This is a genomic window from Serratia sp. BIGb0163, from assembly GCF_024809935.1.
Taxonomy (GTDB): Bacteria; Pseudomonadota; Gammaproteobacteria; order Enterobacterales; family Enterobacteriaceae; genus Serratia; species Serratia quinivorans.
In genome coordinates this window covers 11,930-29,108 of sequence record NZ_JANUDZ010000013.1, presented here as the reverse complement: position 1 = coordinate 29,108, position 17,179 = coordinate 11,930, and the positions used below count along the sequence as shown (strand labels likewise).

The window sequence follows — 17,179 nt, the reverse complement described above, 5'->3', positions numbered from 1 at the left end:
TTTATACCTGCTCTTTGTTCTTCGACTCTTCCGTTTTCACTTCCGGCTGCTTATCGGTGATAGGCTTGGCCGTGAAGTCAGCGTCATCCAGGCTGCTTTTTTCAGCCGTGTTGGTCGGCGGCGTGTTGTCATCGCCGATAGCCTTTTTGAAACCTTTGATTGATGCACCGAGATCAGAGCCCAGCGTACGGAGCTTTTTGGTACCAAACAGCAGCACCACGATCACTGCGATGATCAACAATTGCGTAATACTAATACCGCCCATTGCAATTACCTCTATTTTTACAGGGTTTTTTCAAAATCCGTCGCATTATACGGCAGATTTTACCAGAGTTTCGAATCAATTCAGGTGGTTCGCTTCCAGCCAATCACCCAGGATACGATACCGGCCGCTATCAGCCACGCAGGGAACACTTCAACATCCCCCAACAGCAAAATCGTACCGCTTACTAACAGTGTAGCGCCAACGCCAAACAAATAACGCGATTGTCCCTGGCGAACGCGCTGGGCCTGCATCTGATTGGTCAGCTTATCAACGCTTTGTTGCAACAGTTTATGCTGCTGCAGGCTATCGTAAAATAATTCAGGCAGTTCGGGCAGTTTCTCGGCCCAAAACGGCGCTTTTTCTTTCAGTGCGCGGATCACTGCCGGTATACCGACCTGATCGCGCATCCAACTTTCCAGGAACGGCTTCGCAGTGGTCCACAAATCCAGCTGTGGATAGAGCTGCCGGCCCAGACCTTCAACATACAGCAAGGTCTTCTGCAATAACACCAGTTGGGGCTGCACTTCCATATTGAAACGGCGTGCGGTATTGAACAGGTTCAACAGCACGTTGCCGAACGAAATTTCCGACAGTGGCTTTTCGAAGATGGGTTCACACACCGTGCGAATAGCGAATTCGAAATCTTCCACGTTGGTGTCGCGCGGTACCCAGCCAGAATCAACGTGCAGTTCTGCAACCTTGCGATAGTCACGATTGAAGAAGGCAATAAAGTTTTCCGCCAGATAGCGTTTATCGTCTTTGTTCAACGAGCCGACAATACCGCAGTCAATGCCGATATAGCAGGGATCTTCAGGATGCTCATAGCTGACAAAAATATTACCGGGATGCATGTCCGCATGGAAGAAGCTATCGCGGAACACCTGGGTAAAGAACACCTGAACCCCGCGTTCGGCCAACAGTTTCATGTTGGTGCCCTGCTTTTCCAGCGTTGGAATATCCGAAACCGGAATTCCGTAGATGCGCTCCATGACCAACACGCTTTCGCGGCAGTAATCGGAGTAAACCTCCGGCACATACAGCATCGGGCTACCGTCGAAATTGCGTCGCAGCTGGATGGCGTTGGCCGCTTCACGCAGCAGGTTCAACTCGTCCAGCAAGGTCTTTTCATATTCGCGCACCACTTCACGCGGACGTAAACGACGGCCGTCCGGCATCAGCTTTGGCACCCAGGCCGCCAAACGATACATCAGGCGGACGTCAGCCTTGATGATCGGCCGAATATCGGGCCGAATCACCTTCAGAACCACTTCCTGCCCGGTCGTTTTTAGCCGTGCGGTATGCACCTGAGCTATCGATGCCGAAGCCAGCGCCTGCTGGTCAAAATCATCAAACCAGGTTTCCAGCGGGCCGCCCATCGCCAACTCAATATGCTTGCGCGCCAGTGCACCATCGAAGGGGGCAACCCGGTCCTGCAACAGAGTCAGTTGATCGGCGATCTGTGGTGGGAACAGATCGCGGCGTGTTGACATCATCTGGCCAAACTTGATCCATACCGGCCCCAGTTCCTGCAAGGCCAAACGCAGACGTTCACCCAGCGGTTTGTCTGCATGGCGGTTTGGCATCCAGAACAGCAGACGGCGCCCCACGCGCAGCGGCAACGTCAAGCGCATCTGGGGGATCAGTTCATCCAGGCCATAGCTGAGAAAAACGCGGACGATCAAATACAGGCGGCGTAGTTCGCCAGGGGTCATCGTTTACCCTCCAACTTGTCCATGCGAGCAATCAGCGCTTCGAGGTTGCGAACGGTGGCATCAACTTCCTCGTTAAACCACACAACTTCCAGTGGGCCTGGCGCCACGCGCCACTCTTCCGTCAGCGTTTCCGCTACATAATGCTGTTGACGCTGAAAGCCTGTCTTCAGCAGATTCGCGCCCTTACCGAGCGCCTGCGTGATACCCTGCGCGGCAATATCGCCGATGTAGGGGGCCAACCATTCAGCCGGATCCCACTCTGCCAGATCGAGCAGCCCAACCAGTTGTTGAACCACCTGAATATCACCTTCGACAATCAGTTCACCGCTGCGCATCAATGGCGAAAGTTGCTGGCGATCCCGCAGCTTCAGCAACACCGAGATGCGGCTGCGCACCGTGCAGTCAGCAGTATCTTCAGACTGACCAAGCACATCGACACGCTGCTCACTGAACAGCAACACCAACGGTGAGGAAAGCTCCTGCAATTCAATACGCAGAACCTTACCCGCCAGGCGCAAACGGGCGGCTTTCATGCTGCGATCGCGGAACAGCAGGCTGTTGAGCGATGTTTCCAGCACGCCGGTCAACAACGGGGTTAACAGCATCGGCATGTCCATATCAGAACTTGAAGCCGCGATGCAGGGCCACAATGCCGCCGGTCAGGTTAAAATAGGTCACGTTGTCAAAGCCGGCAGCCCCCATCATACCTTTCAGGGTTTCCTGATCGGGATGCATGCGGATAGACTCAGCCAGATAACGGTAACTTTCCGGATCCTTCACCACCAGCTCCCCGATTTTCGGCAGCACGTGGAACGAGTAGGCGTCATAGGCTTTACTTAACGGCGCCAGCAGCGGCTTGGAGAACTCCAGCACCAGCAAACGGCCGCCCGGCTTAAGCACGCGGAACATGGAACGCAGCGCCTTGTCTTTGTCGGTCACGTTGCGCAGGCCGAAGGAAATGGTAATGCAGTCAAAATAGTTATCCGGGAACGGCAGCGCTTCGGCATTGGCCTGCACATAGTTGACGTTACCGATAATGCCGCGGTCGCGCAGCTTCTCGCGCCCCATCTTCAGCATGGAATCGTTAATGTCCGCCAGTACCACCTGCCCCTGCTCACCGACCATGCGGGAGAACTTGGCGGCCAGGTCACCGGTACCACCGGCCAGATCCAACACCCGCTGCCCACGGCGAACGCCGCTGCAGTCAATGGTAAAACGCTTCCAGATACGGTGGATACCAAACGACATCAGGTCGTTCATCACGTCATACTTTGCAGCTACCGAATGAAAAACATCTGCCACCATGGCCTGCTTCTCGTCTCTAGCTACGGTGCGAAAACCGAAGTCGGTGGTTTCCTGCGGTTGATCTGCCATTGTCCTGCCTGCTATTCAGTCAATTTAGTGTGGATGAGTGTACCAGAACCCTACGCAATACCCCACCTCGCAGCCGCTGTCATGCCTGCGATGCGGAGCGGGGTTCCTCTGCGGAGTCGTCGTCTTCCGCCCCGGGCAACGCGTCAACTTCATCAAAGCCCGTCGCCTCGCATTCTTCATCATGCTGCGCACTGGCCTGCTGAGCCAGCAGCGGGTTAATCGGTCTTTTCACCTCAACCCCCAAAGCGCGGAACCCCTCGGTCTGGCCGATAAGATTACCACGGCCTTCGCTCAGTTTATTCATCGCCTGGCGATAACTCCCCTGGGCCTTGTCCAGGCTCTGCCCCAGCGCCGACATATCGTCAACAAACAGCCGCATTTTGTCATACAACCGCGCCGCTCTGTCGGCAATGCGTTGGGCATTCTGGCTCTGATGCTCATAGCGCCAAAGATTGGTGATGGTGCGCAACGCCACCAGCAAGGTCGTCGGACTGACCAGCATGATGTTGTGTTTGAGCGCTTCGCTGATCAGCTCCGGCTCACGGTCGATGGCCAGCAGGAAAGCCGGCTCGACCGGAATAAACATCAGTACGTAGTCCAGCGAACGCAGGCCGGGCAACTGCTGGTAATCCTTGCGTCCCAACAGGCGGATATGGCCACGCAGCGAGCCAATATGCTCACTCAGCGCCGCCTCGCGTTCCACTTCATCTTCACTGTTGAAGTAACGTTCGTAGGCCACCAGCGACATTTTCGCATCGATGACCACGTCCTTACCCTGCGGTAAACGAACGATGACGTCGGGCTGCATACGGCTCTGATGATCCAGCCGCACATTGACCTGGGTTTCGTATTCGTGTCCTTCGCGCAGGCCGGAGGCTTCCAGTACCCGACTTAACACCACCTCACCCCAGTTACCCTGAGTTTTGTTATCCCCTTTCAGGGCCTTGGTGAGGTTAATCGCCTCGCGTGCCATTTGTGCATTGAGCTGCTGCAGGTTACGTATTTCGTGGGTCAGCGTATGGCGTTCACGCGCTTCCTGGCCAAAACTGTCCTGTACCTGGCGGCGGAAACCATCGAGTTGCTCACGTAGCGGCAGTAACATGCGGTCCAGGCTTTGCTTATTCTGCTCGTCAACCTTGCGCCCGCTGTGTTCAAAAATGCGGTTGGCCAAATTTTCAAACTGGGTGGTGAGGCGCTGTTCGCTGTTAATCAGCAGACGCTGTTTCTCTTCTGCCGCCATACGGGTCTCTTCCAGGCGGATAGTCACCTCACGCAGCTCGGCCTCCTGAGCGCTGTTAACCTCACGCTGGGCGCGCAGTTCCTGATTCAGCAACTCGCATTCGTTGCGCCAGTGATTGAGCTGTTGAAGTTTTTCGTGCCCGGCGGCCAGCTGGCTGTGCAAATTGCGCAGTTCCAGATCGGTCTGTCGCATTTGTTGTTCATTACGCTGCAGCGTTTCTTGCCGGGCTGCTGTTTCCTGCTGCGCCTGCTGTAGCGATTGTTCCAGCAGCCGTTGCTCGGTTTCATGCTGTGCCTGCGCCTGCTGCACACGCAAACTGGCAATTAGCCACCCCAACAGCAGGCCAATTGCCACCCCGCCCATACCGTAAACCAAACTGGTATCCACCCTGCCTCCTGTTACACCTGACCGTTCCGGCGTTTTATGCGCCTGTTGCCCGTCACGTTAAGGGGATGCTGTATGGATGTCCAGTCTGTTTTTGCCCCAACGGCGCAAAATTGCGAAACGCTACGCAAGTCAGACCAGAACTAGCCAAACCACTGGCTTAACCACTTGATGCCAAACGCCCCCGGCGCGAGAATGCCAAACGCCCAGATCATCGCTGAAGTGATATTCGCCACCTGGAAATAACGCTGGGGCATGCCGCAAATGCCACCAACCAATGGCACCACGGCGCGCAACGGGCCGAAGAAGCGGCCGATGAAAATGCCCAGTACGCCCCAGCGTTCAAAAAACGCATGGCCACGCGTGAGTAGCTGTGGATTGCGGGAAAGGGGCCACATATGCGCCACCCGGTCTTGATAGTGATAGCCAATCCAGTAAGAGAGCCAGTCGCCGAAAAAGGCCCCGGCTGCGGCGGCGGCCCAGATAGGCCAGAATGCAATGCCGCTTTCGCCTATCAAGGCTCCCAGCGCCAGCAGAATCACCGTGGCCGGCAACAGCAGCGACAGAAATGCCAGCGATTCACCGAACGCCAGGAAGAAGATAATCGGGATGGCCCAGGCTTCATGCTGCCGCACGGTGTCGCTGACCCAGTGGATAATGTCATTGAGGCTCAATATGGGCTCCTGATGCGGGATTTATGGCCCCAAGGATACGCAATGCCGGCCGGGGCCGATTAAACCCCGGCTAAACACCCGTGCAGTTTACTCGAGGTAGAACGCCTGCAGTGCTTCACGCTGGTTTTGGCCCAGTCCGTACTCGGCCTCCAGCCAGCGATCGGTTGAACCATATTGGTCACGGATGCAGTTCAGGGCGGTCATCAGGAATTCTTCACGGGCGCTGAGCACATAGGCAAATTGCCCCAGTGCCGAAGCGTTAAGGCGAATCGACAGTTGATCCAGCATCTGTTCGCGGAAGGTCGCCAGCGTGGTTTCGGTCAGCAGGTAATCTTCCACTACCGTCGCTTCATCTGCCCCCAGCGCAAACAACACCAGCGCCGAACCGACCCCGGTACGATCCTTGCCTACCGCGCAGTGCTGGACGATGGCACCGTTATCGACATTGCTCAGCAATTGGGCCAACTGCTTATACGCCGCATTACCGAAAGGCAGTCGACGGTAAAGTTCCAGCATAAAGGCCTGTGCGTCGAAACCGGCCAGCGTTTCGCTGGTCAGTTTTTCCAGGTTGGCATTCACCTCATTGCTCAACGGATTGGCCGGGAAATGATGATAATCGGCGCCGTTCCACAGGACATCAGGCTTGGCCTGAACTTCATCGGCGTCACGGTAATCCAGCACCGAACGCACCGGCACACCGGCCAGGAAGGTGCAGTCGTCTTCGGTCAGACGCTCCAGCGAGCCTGAGCGGAACAGCAGACCACGCTTGATACGGCGGCCATCGGCGACGCTATTGCCGCCAAGATCGCGAAAGTTAATGCCGCCATCAAGCGGCGCCAATGAAGGATGAAGCAGGATCTGGGCAGTCATAGACGTCCTCGTGGTTATTGTCTGAAAAACGCAACCTGAGAGCAGCGGAAAAACCGGGCTCAACGGGTAAAGAGGCGGCCAGAAAGATGGCGCTGATGAGGTTAACCGTAACAGATTACGGCCGAATGGAGAAACGGGCCGCGTCGGCGACCCGTTGAACTGCGAGGTAATTACAGCAGGCGGCGCGCTGCATCAACCACGATCTGCACCGCTTTGCTTTCGGTGTTTTTCATGGTTTCTGCGTTCGGGATTTCCTGCTGGGTGCGGTTAACAATCACACCGGCAACCATACCGGCACGCAGGCCCTGGCTGGCACACATGGTCAGCAAGGTAGCGGATTCCATTTCATAGTTCATCACGCCCATCGACTGCCATTCTTCCATCGAGCCTTTGAAGCGGCTGACGACGCGGCCGGAGAAGGTATCGTAACGTTCCTGGCCAGGGTAGAAGGTATCAGAAGACGCGGTCACGCCAATGTGCGTGGTGGCGCCGGCAGCCTTGGCGGCTTCGACCAGTGCCGTGGTACAGGCAAAGTCAGCCACGGCCGGGAACTCCATCGGTGCGAAGTGCAGGCTGGCACCGTCGAGACGAACCGCGGCGGTGGTGACCAGGACATCGCCGACATTGATGTTCGACTGGATCGCACCGGTGGTGCCGATACGCAGGAAGGTACGGATCCCCAATTGCGCCAGTTCTTCAACGGCGATAGAGGTAGACGGGCCACCAATGCCGGTAGAGCAGACGATCACCGCCTTGCCGTCCAGCTCTGCACGCCAGGAGGTAAATTCACGATGGGAAGCCAGATGCACCGGATTTTCCATCAGCTTGGCAATTTTCTCTACGCGCTGTGGATCGCCAGGAACGATGGCAAGCTGGGCCCCTTGTAAATCTTTTTTAGTGAGGCCGAGATGAAAAACGTCAGATTGGGACATGCGAGACTCCTCATGGATCATGTTTATTGGGAGGAACAAAAAAGTACTCTACTGAAAATTGCCATTCAATTTCGTGACAACCATCACTATGAATAAAGAAACAGAATGCAATCTACATAACTTTTGTGATTAAAGTCACAAAAACACACCAGAAGCTGGAATGGTTGTCTCAGATGCCCCAAGTCTAGTCGACAAAATGCACCGCCGTTTTTCACCCTGTCTCCTGAGCGCAGAGCTGATTTCCTGATGAAACTATTGACGCCGCCACAGAAAATAACCTTATTTTATCGGTGACTTAGCCACAATAAAGGGAGCTAACGCACCTTATGGTATTAATGCAGGTCAACATGCGTAATAGCATGATAAAAAGGCAACAAAAACGCGCTAAAGCCAGATAATTATTCGTTTTTTACAGACTTGGCCGAAAATGCTCCACCCGGTGCCAATAACGGGTAATCTTTCCTATAGTTAATCTCAGCGCTTTTCTCGATTGCACGGAGACCGCAATGAAAACCGATCAAGTGATGACATTAAAACAGGCCCAGGGGGGATTCACCCCGGCCGTTACACCCTTGGCTGCTTCAACCATTATCACCGACGAACAAGGCATTCATGCCGGGGAAACCACCATTCCTTCACAGGGTGACAATCTGCCGGCCTATATCGCCAAACCTGCCGATAGCAGCGGCCCCTTCCCGGTGGTGCTGGTGGTACAAGAGATTTTTGGCGTGCATGAGCACATTCAGGACGTGTGTCGTCGCCTGGCCAAACAGGGCTATCTGGCGATAGCACCGGAACTGTATTTCCGTCAGGGAGATGCCCGGGATTACACCGACATCGGCGAACTGTTCCAAAAGCTGGTGACCAAAGTGCCGGATCGTCAGGTGCTGGCGGATCTGGATCATGCCGCTCATTGGGCCACGCGCCACGGTGGCGATGCCGGCAAGCTGGCGATTACCGGTTTCTGCTGGGGCGGGCGTATTAGCTGGCTGTATGCGGCACATAATCCGCAGTTGAAAGCGGCCGTCGCCTGGTACGGCAAACTGGTGGGCGAAAAAACGCTGAACTCGCCAAAACATCCGATCGATGTCGCTACCCAACTCTCTGCGCCGGTGCTGGGATTATATGGCGGGCAAGACACAGGTATCACGCTGGATACGGTGGAAAGCATGCGTCAGGCGCTGCGTGCGGCCAACGCCGATGCCGAGATCGTGGTCTATCCCGACGTCGGCCATGCCTTCAATGCCGACTACCGGCCAAGCTATGATGCCGAAGCGGCCGCCGACGGTTGGCAACGCATGCTGGCATGGTTCACCCAACATGGCGTTCCGGGCGTTAAGTAAACCTCACCTCACGGCTGCCTGACCAGACAGCCGCCTGCGACATAAAAAAGGGCGCCGAAGCGCCCAGATTGTCAGATCAAAACATCATTGCACCACGGCGGCAATCAGGCCTGCTGCTCGCGCAGGCGCTGTGCAGCCAGCACCATGTTGGCCAGCGACTGACGGGTTTCCGGCCAGCCACGGGTTTTCAGGCCGCAGTCCGGGTTAACCCACAGGCGTTCTGCCGGGATGTTCTGCGCGGCTTTACGCAGCAGCGCTTCGATCCATTCCACACTTGGCACGTTTGGCGAGTGAATGTCATACACACCCGGACCGATTTCGTTCGGGTATTCAAACTCTTTAAAGGCTTCCAGCAAATCCATATCGGAACGCGAGGTTTCGATAGTGATCACGTCAGCATCCAGCGCCGCAATCGAATCCATGATGTCGTTGAACTCGCAGTAACACATGTGGGTGTGGATCTGAGTATCATCCTGCGCCACGGCGGCATTCAATTTGAACGCGTCCACCGCCCAATTCAGGTAGGCAGCCCAGTCGGATTGACGCAGCGGCAGACCTTCACGCAGTGCCGGTTCGTCAATCTGGATGATGCCAATGCCGGCTTTTTCCAGATCTTCCACTTCATCACGCAGCGCCAGGGCGATTTGTTTGGCAATCACTTCACGGGTCACGTCTTCACGCGGGAATGACCAGCAAAGAATGGTTACCGGGCCGGTCAACATGCCCTTCACCGGCTTGTCGGTCAGCGACTGAGCATACTTCGCCCACTCTACGGTGATGGCTTCCGGTCGGCTGATATCGCCGATGATCACCGGCGGTTTTACGCAGCGGGAACCGTAGCTCTGTACCCAGCCGTTTTGGGTGAAGACGAAGCCGTCGAGGTTTTCACCGAAGTATTCGACCATGTCGTTACGCTCGGCTTCACCATGCACCAATACGTCCAGCCCCAGACGCTCTTGCTCAACGATCGCCTGTTTGATGTGCTCGCTAATGCTGGTGCGGTAGTTGTTGCCGTCCAAACGCCCCTGCTTGAAGTCCAGACGCAGGCCGCGAATTTCGGTGGTTTGCGGGAATGAACCTATGGTAGTGGTCGGCCAGGCCGGCAGGTTAAAGCGTTCACGCTGTGCCTGAGCACGCTCGGCGTAAGGACGCTGACGTTCGCTGTCCTGCGCGGTAATAGCAGCCAGGCGTTGACCGACCTGCGCATTATGCACACGGCTGGACTGACGACGGGCACGGATTGGCGCGCTGTAGGCGTCCAGTTCAGCCTGTTTTGCTGCGCCCGGTGCGTTCAACGCCGCACTCAGCAACGCCAGTTCGCCGCATTTTTGCAGGGCGAAGGCGAACCAACTCTTCACTTCTTCGTCCAGCCGGGTTTCCACACTCAGATCGATCGGGCTGTGCAACAGTGAACAGGAAGTGCCGATCCACAGCGGGCGACTGCCCACTAATGGCTGCAAACGTTCAAACCAATTGCTCAGGTCGGCACGCCAGACGTTGCGACCGTTGATTACCCCCAGTGACAGCAGCCACTCTTTCGGCAGTGCCTTGTTCAATACCGCGATATCGTCGTGACCGCCAACCAGGTCAACGTGCAGCCCCTGCACCGGTAACTCACGGAGAGTGTCAAGATTGTGGCCAACGCTGTCGAAATAGGTAGTCAGCAGCAGTTTTACCTGGCCCTGCAGCGCGTCATAAGCCGGTTTGAAGGCGTTCAGCCACGCCTGCGGCAATTCCAGCACCAGCGCAGGCTCGTCGATCTGCACCCATTCAACGCCGCGTTTTGCCAGCTCGGCCAGCACCTGCTGATAAACCGGCAGGATATCGTTGAGCAGCGACAGGCGGTCAAACGGCTCACCCTTCACTTTGCCCAGCCACAGGTATGTGACCGGCCCCAGCAGCACGGGTTTGATTTTGTGGCCCAGCGCCAGCGCTTCGTCAACTTCGTCCAGCAATTGGGTCCAGCCCAGTTTGAACTGCTGGCCCTTATGGAATTCCGGCACCATGTAATGGTAGTTGGTGTTAAACCATTTGGTCATTTCCGCCGCTGCTGCCGGTTCACCGGTCGGTGCGCGGCCACGGCCCAGGCGGAACAACGTATCGAGATCGATTGTGCCGTCCGCATTTTGATGACGCGCCGGCACGTTGCCGAGCAGCAGACTGGTGGTCAATACATGGTCGTACCAGGCGAAATCGCCGACCGGCACCAAATCCACCCCGGCCTGTTGTTGCTGTTGCCAATGGCGAGCGCGCAGCTCGCGGCCAACTGCCAACAGTTCTTCCTGCGTTGAGTTACCTGCCCAGTAGCTTTCCTGAGCTTTTTTCAGTTCACGTCGTAGCCCAACGCGAGGAAAACCCAGTGTGTGATTTAGAATTGCCATCGTCATATTCCCCATTTAGCCGTCCAGATGTTTACACATCCATAATCCGCAGGTACTGTATTAACCACAAGCGCAATTTATTCACTGTCACTGTGAAGGACTCTCATGATCGAACTGAAACACTTACGGACGCTGCAGGCTCTGCGCAATACCGGTTCGCTGGCGGCCGCGGCGGCCCAACTCCATCAGACGCAGTCTGCTCTTTCGCATCAGTTCAGCGATCTGGAGCAGCGCCTGGGCTTCAAGCTGTTCGTTCGTAAAAGCCAACCGCTGCGCTTTACCGCGCAGGGAGAGATCCTGTTACAGCTGGCAGAGCAGGTTCTGCCGCAAATTCAGCAGGCATTGCAGACGTGCCACGAACCGCATCAGGCCACGCTGCGTATCGCCATTGAATGCCACAGCTGTATTCAATGGCTGACACCGGCGCTGGATAACTTCCGTCAGAGTTGGCCGCAGGTGGTGATGGACTTTAAGTCCGGCGTCACCTTTGATCCGCAACCGGCCTTACAGCAAGGCGAGCTGGATCTGGTGCTGACCTCCGATATTCTGCCGCGCAGCGGTCTGCATTATTCACCGATGTTTGATTTTGAAGTGCGACTGGTGCTGGCGCCGGATCACCCGTTGGCCAGCAAGCTGCATATTGAACCCGAAGATTTGATCGATGAAACGCTGATGATTTATCCGGTACAGCGTCAACGGCTGGATATCTGGCGTCATTTCCTGCAGCCGGCGGGCATCAGCCCGGCGCTGAAAAACGTCGATAACACCCTGCTACTGATCCAGATGGTGTCCGCGCGGATGGGGATTGCGGCGTTACCGCATTGGGTGGTGGAGAGTTTTGAGCGCCAGGGATTGGTGGTGACCAAAACCCTGGGCGATGGCCTGTGGAGCCGTCTGTATGCCGCAGTTCGCGATGGTGAGCAGCGCCAGGCGGTAACCGAAGCCTTTATCCGTTCGGCACGCCAGCACGCCTGCAATCATCTGCCGTTCGTCCGGGACGCCGCCCGCCCAAGCGCCGGTGTTGCCAGCGTCAAACCGCTGGCCTCACAACCCTGACGACCAGGGCTGCCTGCGCTTGGGCGGCCCGGTTTATTTACTGATTATTTTGGGTGCCACCCAACGGCGATGTACCCACAGCGAAGCAACAATCACCGCCCCACCGATAATAAAACTTGGCCAGTGCGGCTGTTGCTGCCAGATGGCCAGATTCACCAGCAGCCCGGCAGGCACATGCATGTTATTCATGATGCCCAGCGTGCCGGCATCCACCTGCGTGGCACCGTAGTTCCACATGAAATATCCCAGCCCGGAAGCGACCACGCCCAGCCACACCAGAATGCCCCATTGCAGATTGGTGGTCGGCAACTGTTGCGGGTTGCCCCACAGGCACCAGGCCACCACCGCCACCACCAACGCGCCCAGGTAGAACCAGGAAAACGCGGTGTGCTGTGGCAACGGATGCACTTCCATCAGCCGCTTGTAACCGACCATGCCAATGGCGAAGCTGATATTCGCCGCCTGCACCAGCAGCAGCCCCAGCCAGAAATGCTCGCTAAGTTGGTGGTAACGGATGATCGCCGCCCCCAAAACGGCCAGCAACGCACTGAATACGTAGCTCCAGCGCAGGCGCTGCCCACTGATCAGGTCATAAATCAGCGTGACGTAAAGCGGCGTCAGCACGGTAAACAGCAGGAATTCCGGCACCGTCAGGTACATATAAGCACGGAAGCTGAACAGGTACATGATGCCGAGCTGGCAAGCCCCCACCAGCATGTACATCAGGATCACTTTCAGCTTGATATTGCGCCAGCGCAGAAAAGGCAGGAACACCAATGCCGCCAGACCAATGCGCATCAGCACCGAGAACCAGCTGTCGACCTGGCCCGCCAGATATTCGCCAATCAGGCTGAAAGAGAACGCCCACAAAATGGTAGTAATCACCAGAAGCAGCACGATGGGTTCATCCTAAAAATTCACAAAGGGCGATTGTAACGGAAGGCGGGATAGGTCGTGACGAAAAGGCAGTTTACATCTGTGCGAAATACAAACTATCGGCAAAAAATTCACCGGTGGGTTAGGCTTAATAAAAAAGCGAGGTAAACATCATGAAGACTTATCATCTGCTCTACGGTCTGTTGTTGCTGTCCGGGTTGGCTACTGCGGCCAACGGGGTTACCGAGCTTAGCTCGCAGCAGCAGTTTCTCAACCAACGCAGTCAACAGGCGCAGCAACAGCGCATGCTGAATAACCAGCAGTTGGATCAGCGCCGTCTGCAACAACAGCGGCAGTTCGACAATAACCAGCAACAACTGCTGCGAAATTCGCCGAACGGCGGGCAACTGCTGCCAAATGGCAACCAACCACGCAATCCGTTCGATCGCACCACGCCTGCGGTACCTCAGGCGCCGCTGCCGACGCCGGTCAACCGAGGTTAGCCATTGGGAAAATCGGGGCCAATCAAATCTATTCGGTCCGTGCAAATGCAGTCAACGCCCCAGTTTAACAACAAGCGCGCCCGCGCCGGCTGGTTAACGGTATAAACCAGAATGCGTAATCCCGCCGCTTTCAGTGCTGCCACCCGTTCGGCGGTCAGTTCTTTATGGTTGATGTGCAAAGACACACAATCCAGACGTTCGGTCAGCGCCAGCCAGTTGTCATCCCACTGATCGAGCAACAGGCCACGCGGCAATTCAGGCACGGTACGTTTTGCTGCTGCGAGCGCTTCAACCGAGAACGAAGAGAGCAGCGGATCGGTCTGCCCCTGCCACAGCAGGCGTGCCGCCAGCGCCACTACCCGGCCGGTTTCGTCATCACTACCGGTGGTGGGCTTGATTTCAATGTTCGCCATCATACCGTGCTGCAGGCAGCGTTCCGCGACCTCCGCCAGCAAGGGTAAGCGTTCGCCTTTGTAGGCGGAGTTATACCAGTTGCCGGCATCGAGCTGCACCAGCTTGTCCCACGGCAACTCGCCCGCTACGCCCCAGCCGTTGCTGGTGCGATCCAGAGTATCGTCGTGCAGCAGAAAAATCTGCCCGTCCTGCGCCAGCTTGGCGTCGAACTCAATCATTTTGTGGCCGTGACGTGCGCCAACGTCGATCGCCGCCAGGGTATTTTCCGGTGCCAGAGAGCCACCGCCGCGGTGGGCAACAATATGAGGGTAAGGCCAGGCTGTGGTCATCATTCCATCCGTAATCCGCTATCGGTATCAAAAAAGTGCAGCGCCTGTGCAGGCAGTTGTAAATATAGCGTGCTGCCTGCCGTCGGCATAGTTTCATGCGATAGCCGCGCAATGACCCCGTGGCCGCCCCACTGCCCGTGCGCCAGATTATCCGCGCCCAGCAGCTCCAGCGTTTGCAGCACCAGCGGCACGCCACCTTGCCCATCGGGGAGCAGTTGAATATGCTCGGGACGAATACCCAGCGTCAGCCGGCGTCCGCCCCAGTGCGCCTTCGCCTGCGGTAAATTCAAGGTCATACCGTCCGCCAGTTGCAGTTGGCTGCCGTCGGCGCTCAGGGTGCCTGGCAACAGGTTCATCGCCGGTGAACCAATGAAACTGGCGACAAACAGCGACGCCGGGCGTTGATAGACCTCACTCGGGGTGCCAATCTGCTCTGCCACGCCCTTGTTCATTACGATCACCCGCTGCGCCAGCGTCATCGCCTCCACCTGATCGTGCGTTACGTACAGGCTGGTGGTTTTCAATCGGCGATGCAGCTGTTGTAATTCCAGACGCATCTGTACCCGCAGCTTGGCGTCGAGGTTGGACAAGGGTTCATCAAACAGGAACACCGCCGGTTCACGCACGATAGCCCGCCCCATCGCCACCCGCTGACGCTGGCCGCCGGAAAGCTCACGCGGCTTGCGCTGCAACAGCGGCTCCAGCTCTAAAATGCGCGCCGCTTCTTCTACCCGCTGCTGGATATGCTGTTTGCCGAAGCCGCGAATTTTCAAGCCATAGGCCATGTTGTCATACACGCTCATGTGCGGATACAGCGCGTAGTTCTGAAACACCATCGCAATGCCGCGATCTTTCGGTTCCATATCGGTCACGCGTTGGCTGTCGATATAGATATCGCCGCTGGTGGTACGTTCCAGCCCGGCGACCATGCGCAGCAGCGTCGATTTACCGCAGCCGGACGGGCCAACCATCACGATAAACTCACCGTCCGCCACGTCGAGATCGATCTGCTTAATCACCGGCGTTTTACCGTCGTAGGATTTGGTGACTGCCTGTAGTTTTAAACCTGCCATTTCGTTACTTCTCGCTATCAACCAGGCCGCGTACAAACCAGCGCTGCATCAGAAGAACCACCGCCAGCGGTGGGATTAAAGTCAGAATCATCGCCGCCATCACCTGATTCCACTGGGTCGGCGCGCCGGAGGTGGAGATCATGCTTTTGATGCCCGCCACCGCAGTGCCCATTGAGGCATCGCTGGTGATCAGGATCGGCCACAGGTACTGGTTCCAGCCGTAGATAAAGGTGATGACAAACAGCGCCGCCAGGTTGGTCTTCGACAGCGGCAACACGATGTCCCAGAAGAAGCGCATCGGGCCGGCACCATCAATCCGCGCGGCTTCCAGCAGTTCATCCGGCAAGGTCATAAAGAACTGGCGCAACAGGAAGGTAGCGGTTGCCGAGGCCATCAACGGCAGCGTCAGACCGGTGTAGCTGTCCAGCAGGTTGAGGTTGGATATCACCTCCACCGTGGGGAAAATACGTACTTCCACCGGCAACATCAGCGTCATGAAAATCAGCCAGAAAAACAGGCTGCGCAGCGGAAAACGAAAATAAACGATGGCATAGGCCGACAACACCGATACCACTATTTTGCCGCAGGTAATGGCCAGCGCCATGATCACGCTATTGAGCAGCAGCAGCGAGAATGGCACCTTGAGGTTGCCCACACCGCCCTGCCAGATATTGCTGATGTTTTCCCACAGGTGGCCGCCCGGGATCAGGGTCATCGGCACCTGAAACACCTGTTTGTCATCCAGCGTGGCGGCGACAAAGGCCACGTACAGCGGGAACAACACCACCAGCACGCCGATAATCAGCATTACGTGGCTGAAGATATCCAGCCCGCGTCGGTTCTCAATCATTGGTAACGCACCTTACGTTCGACAAAACGGAACTGGATCACCGTCAGGCCAATCACCAGCAGCATCAGGATCACCGACTGCGCCGCAGAGCTGGACAAGTCCAGACCGGCAAAGCCTTCGCGGTAGATCTTGTAGATCAACGTGGTAGTGGACTGCACCGGCCCGCCGCCGGTCGCGGCATCGATCACCGGGAAGGTGTCGAAGAAGGCGTACACCAAATTGACCACCAGCAGGAAGAAGCTCACCGGCGTGATCAACGGCAGCACCAGATTGAAGAAACGCCGCACCGGGCCGGCACCGTCGATGGCCGCCGCTTCCACCAGCGATCGGGGAATGGACTGTAATGCCGCCAGGAAAAACAGGAAGTTGTAGCTGATTTGCTGCCAGACCGAAGCCAGCACCACCAGGAACATCGCTTGCCCACTGTTCTGTGCGTGGTTCCAGTTGTAGCCCAGTCCGTTAAGGAAATGAGTAATCAGCCCCAGGCCGGGGTTGAACAGGAAGATCCACAGTACCGCCGCCACCGCCGGAGCTACCGCATAAGGCAAGATCATCAGCGTCTGGTAAATCCGGCTGCCGCGCAGCACGTAATCCACCAGCGCAGCGAAGAACAACGACACTACCAGCCCGATACCCGCCACCAGGAAACTGAAAATCAGCGTGGTGTAAAACGAATCGAGGTAGTAAGGATCCTGGAACAGCTGGGTAAAGTTATCCAGGCCGACAAACTGGCTGGACAGACCGAATGGATCGAGGCTCTGCACCGAATACCACAGCGCTTCGCCGGCAGGCCACAGGAAAAAGATTGCGGTGATCAACAGTTGCGGCAGCACCAATACATAGGGCAGCCAGCTACAGCCGAAACCGGGACGGGAAGATGACATAGGGGTTAACCGTTAATGT

Annotated in this window: 17 protein-coding genes; 3 read left to right on the top strand and 14 right to left on the bottom strand. The window is 56.6% G+C overall.

Annotated features, from left to right (window positions below; all coding sequences use genetic code 11):
• Position 1: 1 nt before the first annotated feature.
• From tatA to udp, 8 genes are all read right to left on the bottom strand, one after another.
• On the bottom strand, positions 2–265 hold the full coding sequence (gene tatA, locus M2406_RS25985) for a Sec-independent protein translocase subunit TatA (RefSeq protein WP_006323098.1): 264 nt from the start codon (positions 263–265) through the stop codon (positions 2–4).
• 80 nt (positions 266–345) lie between these two features.
• Entirely contained in the window at positions 346–1,977 is a 1,632-nt protein-coding gene (gene ubiB / locus M2406_RS25980) for a ubiquinone biosynthesis regulatory protein kinase UbiB (RefSeq protein WP_017891313.1), read from the bottom strand.
• Positions 1,974–2,582: an SCP2 domain-containing protein gene (locus M2406_RS25975; RefSeq protein ID WP_017891312.1), complete on the bottom strand. Its 609-nt coding sequence runs from the start codon at positions 2,580–2,582 to the stop codon at positions 1,974–1,976. The genes ubiB and M2406_RS25975 overlap by 4 nt, the downstream gene beginning before the upstream one ends.
• A 13-nt stretch (positions 2,583–2,595) precedes the next feature.
• Positions 2,596–3,351 carry a bifunctional demethylmenaquinone methyltransferase/2-methoxy-6-polyprenyl-1,4-benzoquinol methylase UbiE gene (gene ubiE / locus M2406_RS25970; RefSeq protein WP_012004718.1) on the bottom strand — a complete coding sequence of 252 codons (756 nt, stop codon included), beginning with the start codon at positions 3,349–3,351 and terminating at the stop codon, positions 2,596–2,598.
• 79 nt (positions 3,352–3,430) lie between these two features.
• Complete coding sequence (rmuC, locus tag M2406_RS25965; RefSeq protein WP_115183421.1) at positions 3,431–4,978, bottom strand: DNA recombination protein RmuC; 1,548 nt, start codon at positions 4,976–4,978, stop codon at positions 3,431–3,433.
• A gap of 140 nt (positions 4,979–5,118) precedes the next feature.
• Positions 5,119–5,649: a DedA family protein gene (locus M2406_RS25960; RefSeq protein ID WP_012004716.1), complete on the bottom strand. Its 531-nt coding sequence runs from the start codon at positions 5,647–5,649 to the stop codon at positions 5,119–5,121.
• A gap of 87 nt (positions 5,650–5,736) precedes the next feature.
• A complete protein-coding gene (locus tag M2406_RS25955; RefSeq protein WP_115183422.1) occupies positions 5,737–6,519 on the bottom strand; it encodes a tyrosine-protein phosphatase in 783 nt (260 codons plus the stop codon).
• A 170-nt stretch (positions 6,520–6,689) separates the two neighbouring features.
• Entirely contained in the window at positions 6,690–7,451 is a 762-nt protein-coding gene (udp, locus tag M2406_RS25950; protein ID WP_012004714.1) for a uridine phosphorylase, read from the bottom strand.
• A gap of 506 nt (positions 7,452–7,957) precedes the next feature.
• On the opposite strand from udp, the gene M2406_RS25945 reads away from it, so the two are divergent.
• On the top strand, positions 7,958–8,794 hold the full coding sequence (locus tag M2406_RS25945; RefSeq protein ID WP_017891309.1) for a dienelactone hydrolase family protein: 837 nt from the start codon (positions 7,958–7,960) through the stop codon (positions 8,792–8,794).
• A gap of 104 nt (positions 8,795–8,898) precedes the next feature.
• Here the strand turns inward: M2406_RS25945 and metE are convergent, their stop codons facing one another.
• The gene (gene metE / locus M2406_RS25940) at positions 8,899–11,175 is read right to left on the bottom strand and encodes a 5-methyltetrahydropteroyltriglutamate--homocysteine S-methyltransferase (protein ID WP_218218094.1); all 2,277 of its coding nucleotides are present in this window, start codon (positions 11,173–11,175) and stop codon (positions 8,899–8,901) included.
• Between the two features lie 105 nt (positions 11,176–11,280).
• Between metE and metR the strand changes: the two genes are divergently transcribed.
• Complete coding sequence (metR, locus tag M2406_RS25935) at positions 11,281–12,231, top strand: HTH-type transcriptional regulator MetR (protein WP_012004711.1); 951 nt, start codon at positions 11,281–11,283, stop codon at positions 12,229–12,231.
• Positions 12,232–12,264: 33 nt separating this feature from the next.
• Here the strand turns inward: metR and M2406_RS25930 are convergent, their stop codons facing one another.
• A complete protein-coding gene (locus tag M2406_RS25930) occupies positions 12,265–13,128 on the bottom strand; it encodes a carboxylate/amino acid/amine transporter (RefSeq protein WP_012004710.1) in 864 nt (287 codons plus the stop codon).
• A 152-nt stretch (positions 13,129–13,280) separates the two neighbouring features.
• On the opposite strand from M2406_RS25930, the gene M2406_RS25925 reads away from it, so the two are divergent.
• Positions 13,281–13,610, top strand: coding sequence for a hypothetical protein (locus M2406_RS25925; protein ID WP_259191895.1), 330 nt, complete (start codon positions 13,281–13,283; stop codon positions 13,608–13,610).
• Here M2406_RS25925 and ugpQ read toward each other — a convergent pair.
• Genes ugpQ through ugpA form a run of 4 tightly spaced genes read right to left on the bottom strand, consistent with a single transcriptional unit; the run spans position 13,607 to position 17,160 of the window.
• Positions 13,607–14,353 (bottom strand): glycerophosphodiester phosphodiesterase, encoded by a 747-nt coding sequence (gene ugpQ, locus M2406_RS25920; RefSeq protein ID WP_259191903.1) that lies wholly within the window; start codon positions 14,351–14,353, stop codon positions 13,607–13,609. The genes M2406_RS25925 and ugpQ overlap by 4 nt on opposite strands.
• Positions 14,353–15,426 carry a sn-glycerol-3-phosphate import ATP-binding protein UgpC gene (locus tag M2406_RS25915; protein WP_012004707.1) on the bottom strand — a complete coding sequence of 358 codons (1,074 nt, stop codon included), beginning with the start codon at positions 15,424–15,426 and terminating at the stop codon, positions 14,353–14,355. The genes ugpQ and M2406_RS25915 overlap by 1 nt, the downstream gene beginning before the upstream one ends.
• 4 nt (positions 15,427–15,430) lie before the next feature.
• Positions 15,431–16,276 carry a sn-glycerol-3-phosphate ABC transporter permease UgpE gene (gene ugpE, locus M2406_RS25910; protein ID WP_012004706.1) on the bottom strand — a complete coding sequence of 282 codons (846 nt, stop codon included), beginning with the start codon at positions 16,274–16,276 and terminating at the stop codon, positions 15,431–15,433.
• Positions 16,273–17,160 (bottom strand): sn-glycerol-3-phosphate ABC transporter permease UgpA, encoded by an 888-nt coding sequence (gene ugpA / locus M2406_RS25905; protein ID WP_012004705.1) that lies wholly within the window; start codon positions 17,158–17,160, stop codon positions 16,273–16,275. The genes ugpE and ugpA overlap by 4 nt, the downstream gene beginning before the upstream one ends.
• Between the last annotated feature and the right edge of the window lie 19 nt (positions 17,161–17,179).

Bases quoted from the DNA above. Each gene is read 5' to 3' on its own strand.
- tatA (WP_006323098.1), bottom strand. From the start codon at position 265: ATGGGCGGTATTAGTATTACGCAATTGTTGATCATCGCAGTGATCGTG.
- ubiB (WP_017891313.1), bottom strand. From the start codon at position 1,977: ATGACCCCTGGCGAACTACGCCGCCTGTATTTGATCGTCCGCGTTTTT.
- M2406_RS25975 (WP_017891312.1), bottom strand. From the start codon at position 2,582: ATGCTGTTAACCCCGTTGTTGACCGGCGTGCTGGAAACATCGCTCAAC.
- ubiE (WP_012004718.1), bottom strand. From the start codon at position 3,351: ATGGCAGATCAACCGCAGGAAACCACCGACTTCGGTTTTCGCACCGTA.
- M2406_RS25955 (WP_115183422.1), bottom strand. From the start codon at position 6,519: ATGACTGCCCAGATCCTGCTTCATCCTTCATTGGCGCCGCTTGATGGC.
- udp (WP_012004714.1), bottom strand. From the start codon at position 7,451: ATGTCCCAATCTGACGTTTTTCATCTCGGCCTCACTAAAAAAGATTTA.
- M2406_RS25945 (WP_017891309.1), top strand. From the start codon at position 7,958: ATGAAAACCGATCAAGTGATGACATTAAAACAGGCCCAGGGGGGATTC.
- metE (WP_218218094.1), bottom strand. From the start codon at position 11,175: ATGGCAATTCTAAATCACACACTGGGTTTTCCTCGCGTTGGGCTACGA.
- metR (WP_012004711.1), top strand. From the start codon at position 11,281: ATGATCGAACTGAAACACTTACGGACGCTGCAGGCTCTGCGCAATACC.
- M2406_RS25925 (WP_259191895.1), top strand. From the start codon at position 13,281: ATGAAGACTTATCATCTGCTCTACGGTCTGTTGTTGCTGTCCGGGTTG.
- ugpQ (WP_259191903.1), bottom strand. From the start codon at position 14,353: ATGACCACAGCCTGGCCTTACCCTCATATTGTTGCCCACCGCGGCGGT.
- M2406_RS25915 (WP_012004707.1), bottom strand. From the start codon at position 15,426: ATGGCAGGTTTAAAACTACAGGCAGTCACCAAATCCTACGACGGTAAA.
- ugpE (WP_012004706.1), bottom strand. From the start codon at position 16,276: ATGATTGAGAACCGACGCGGGCTGGATATCTTCAGCCACGTAATGCTG.
- ugpA (WP_012004705.1), bottom strand. From the start codon at position 17,160: ATGTCATCTTCCCGTCCCGGTTTCGGCTGTAGCTGGCTGCCCTATGTA.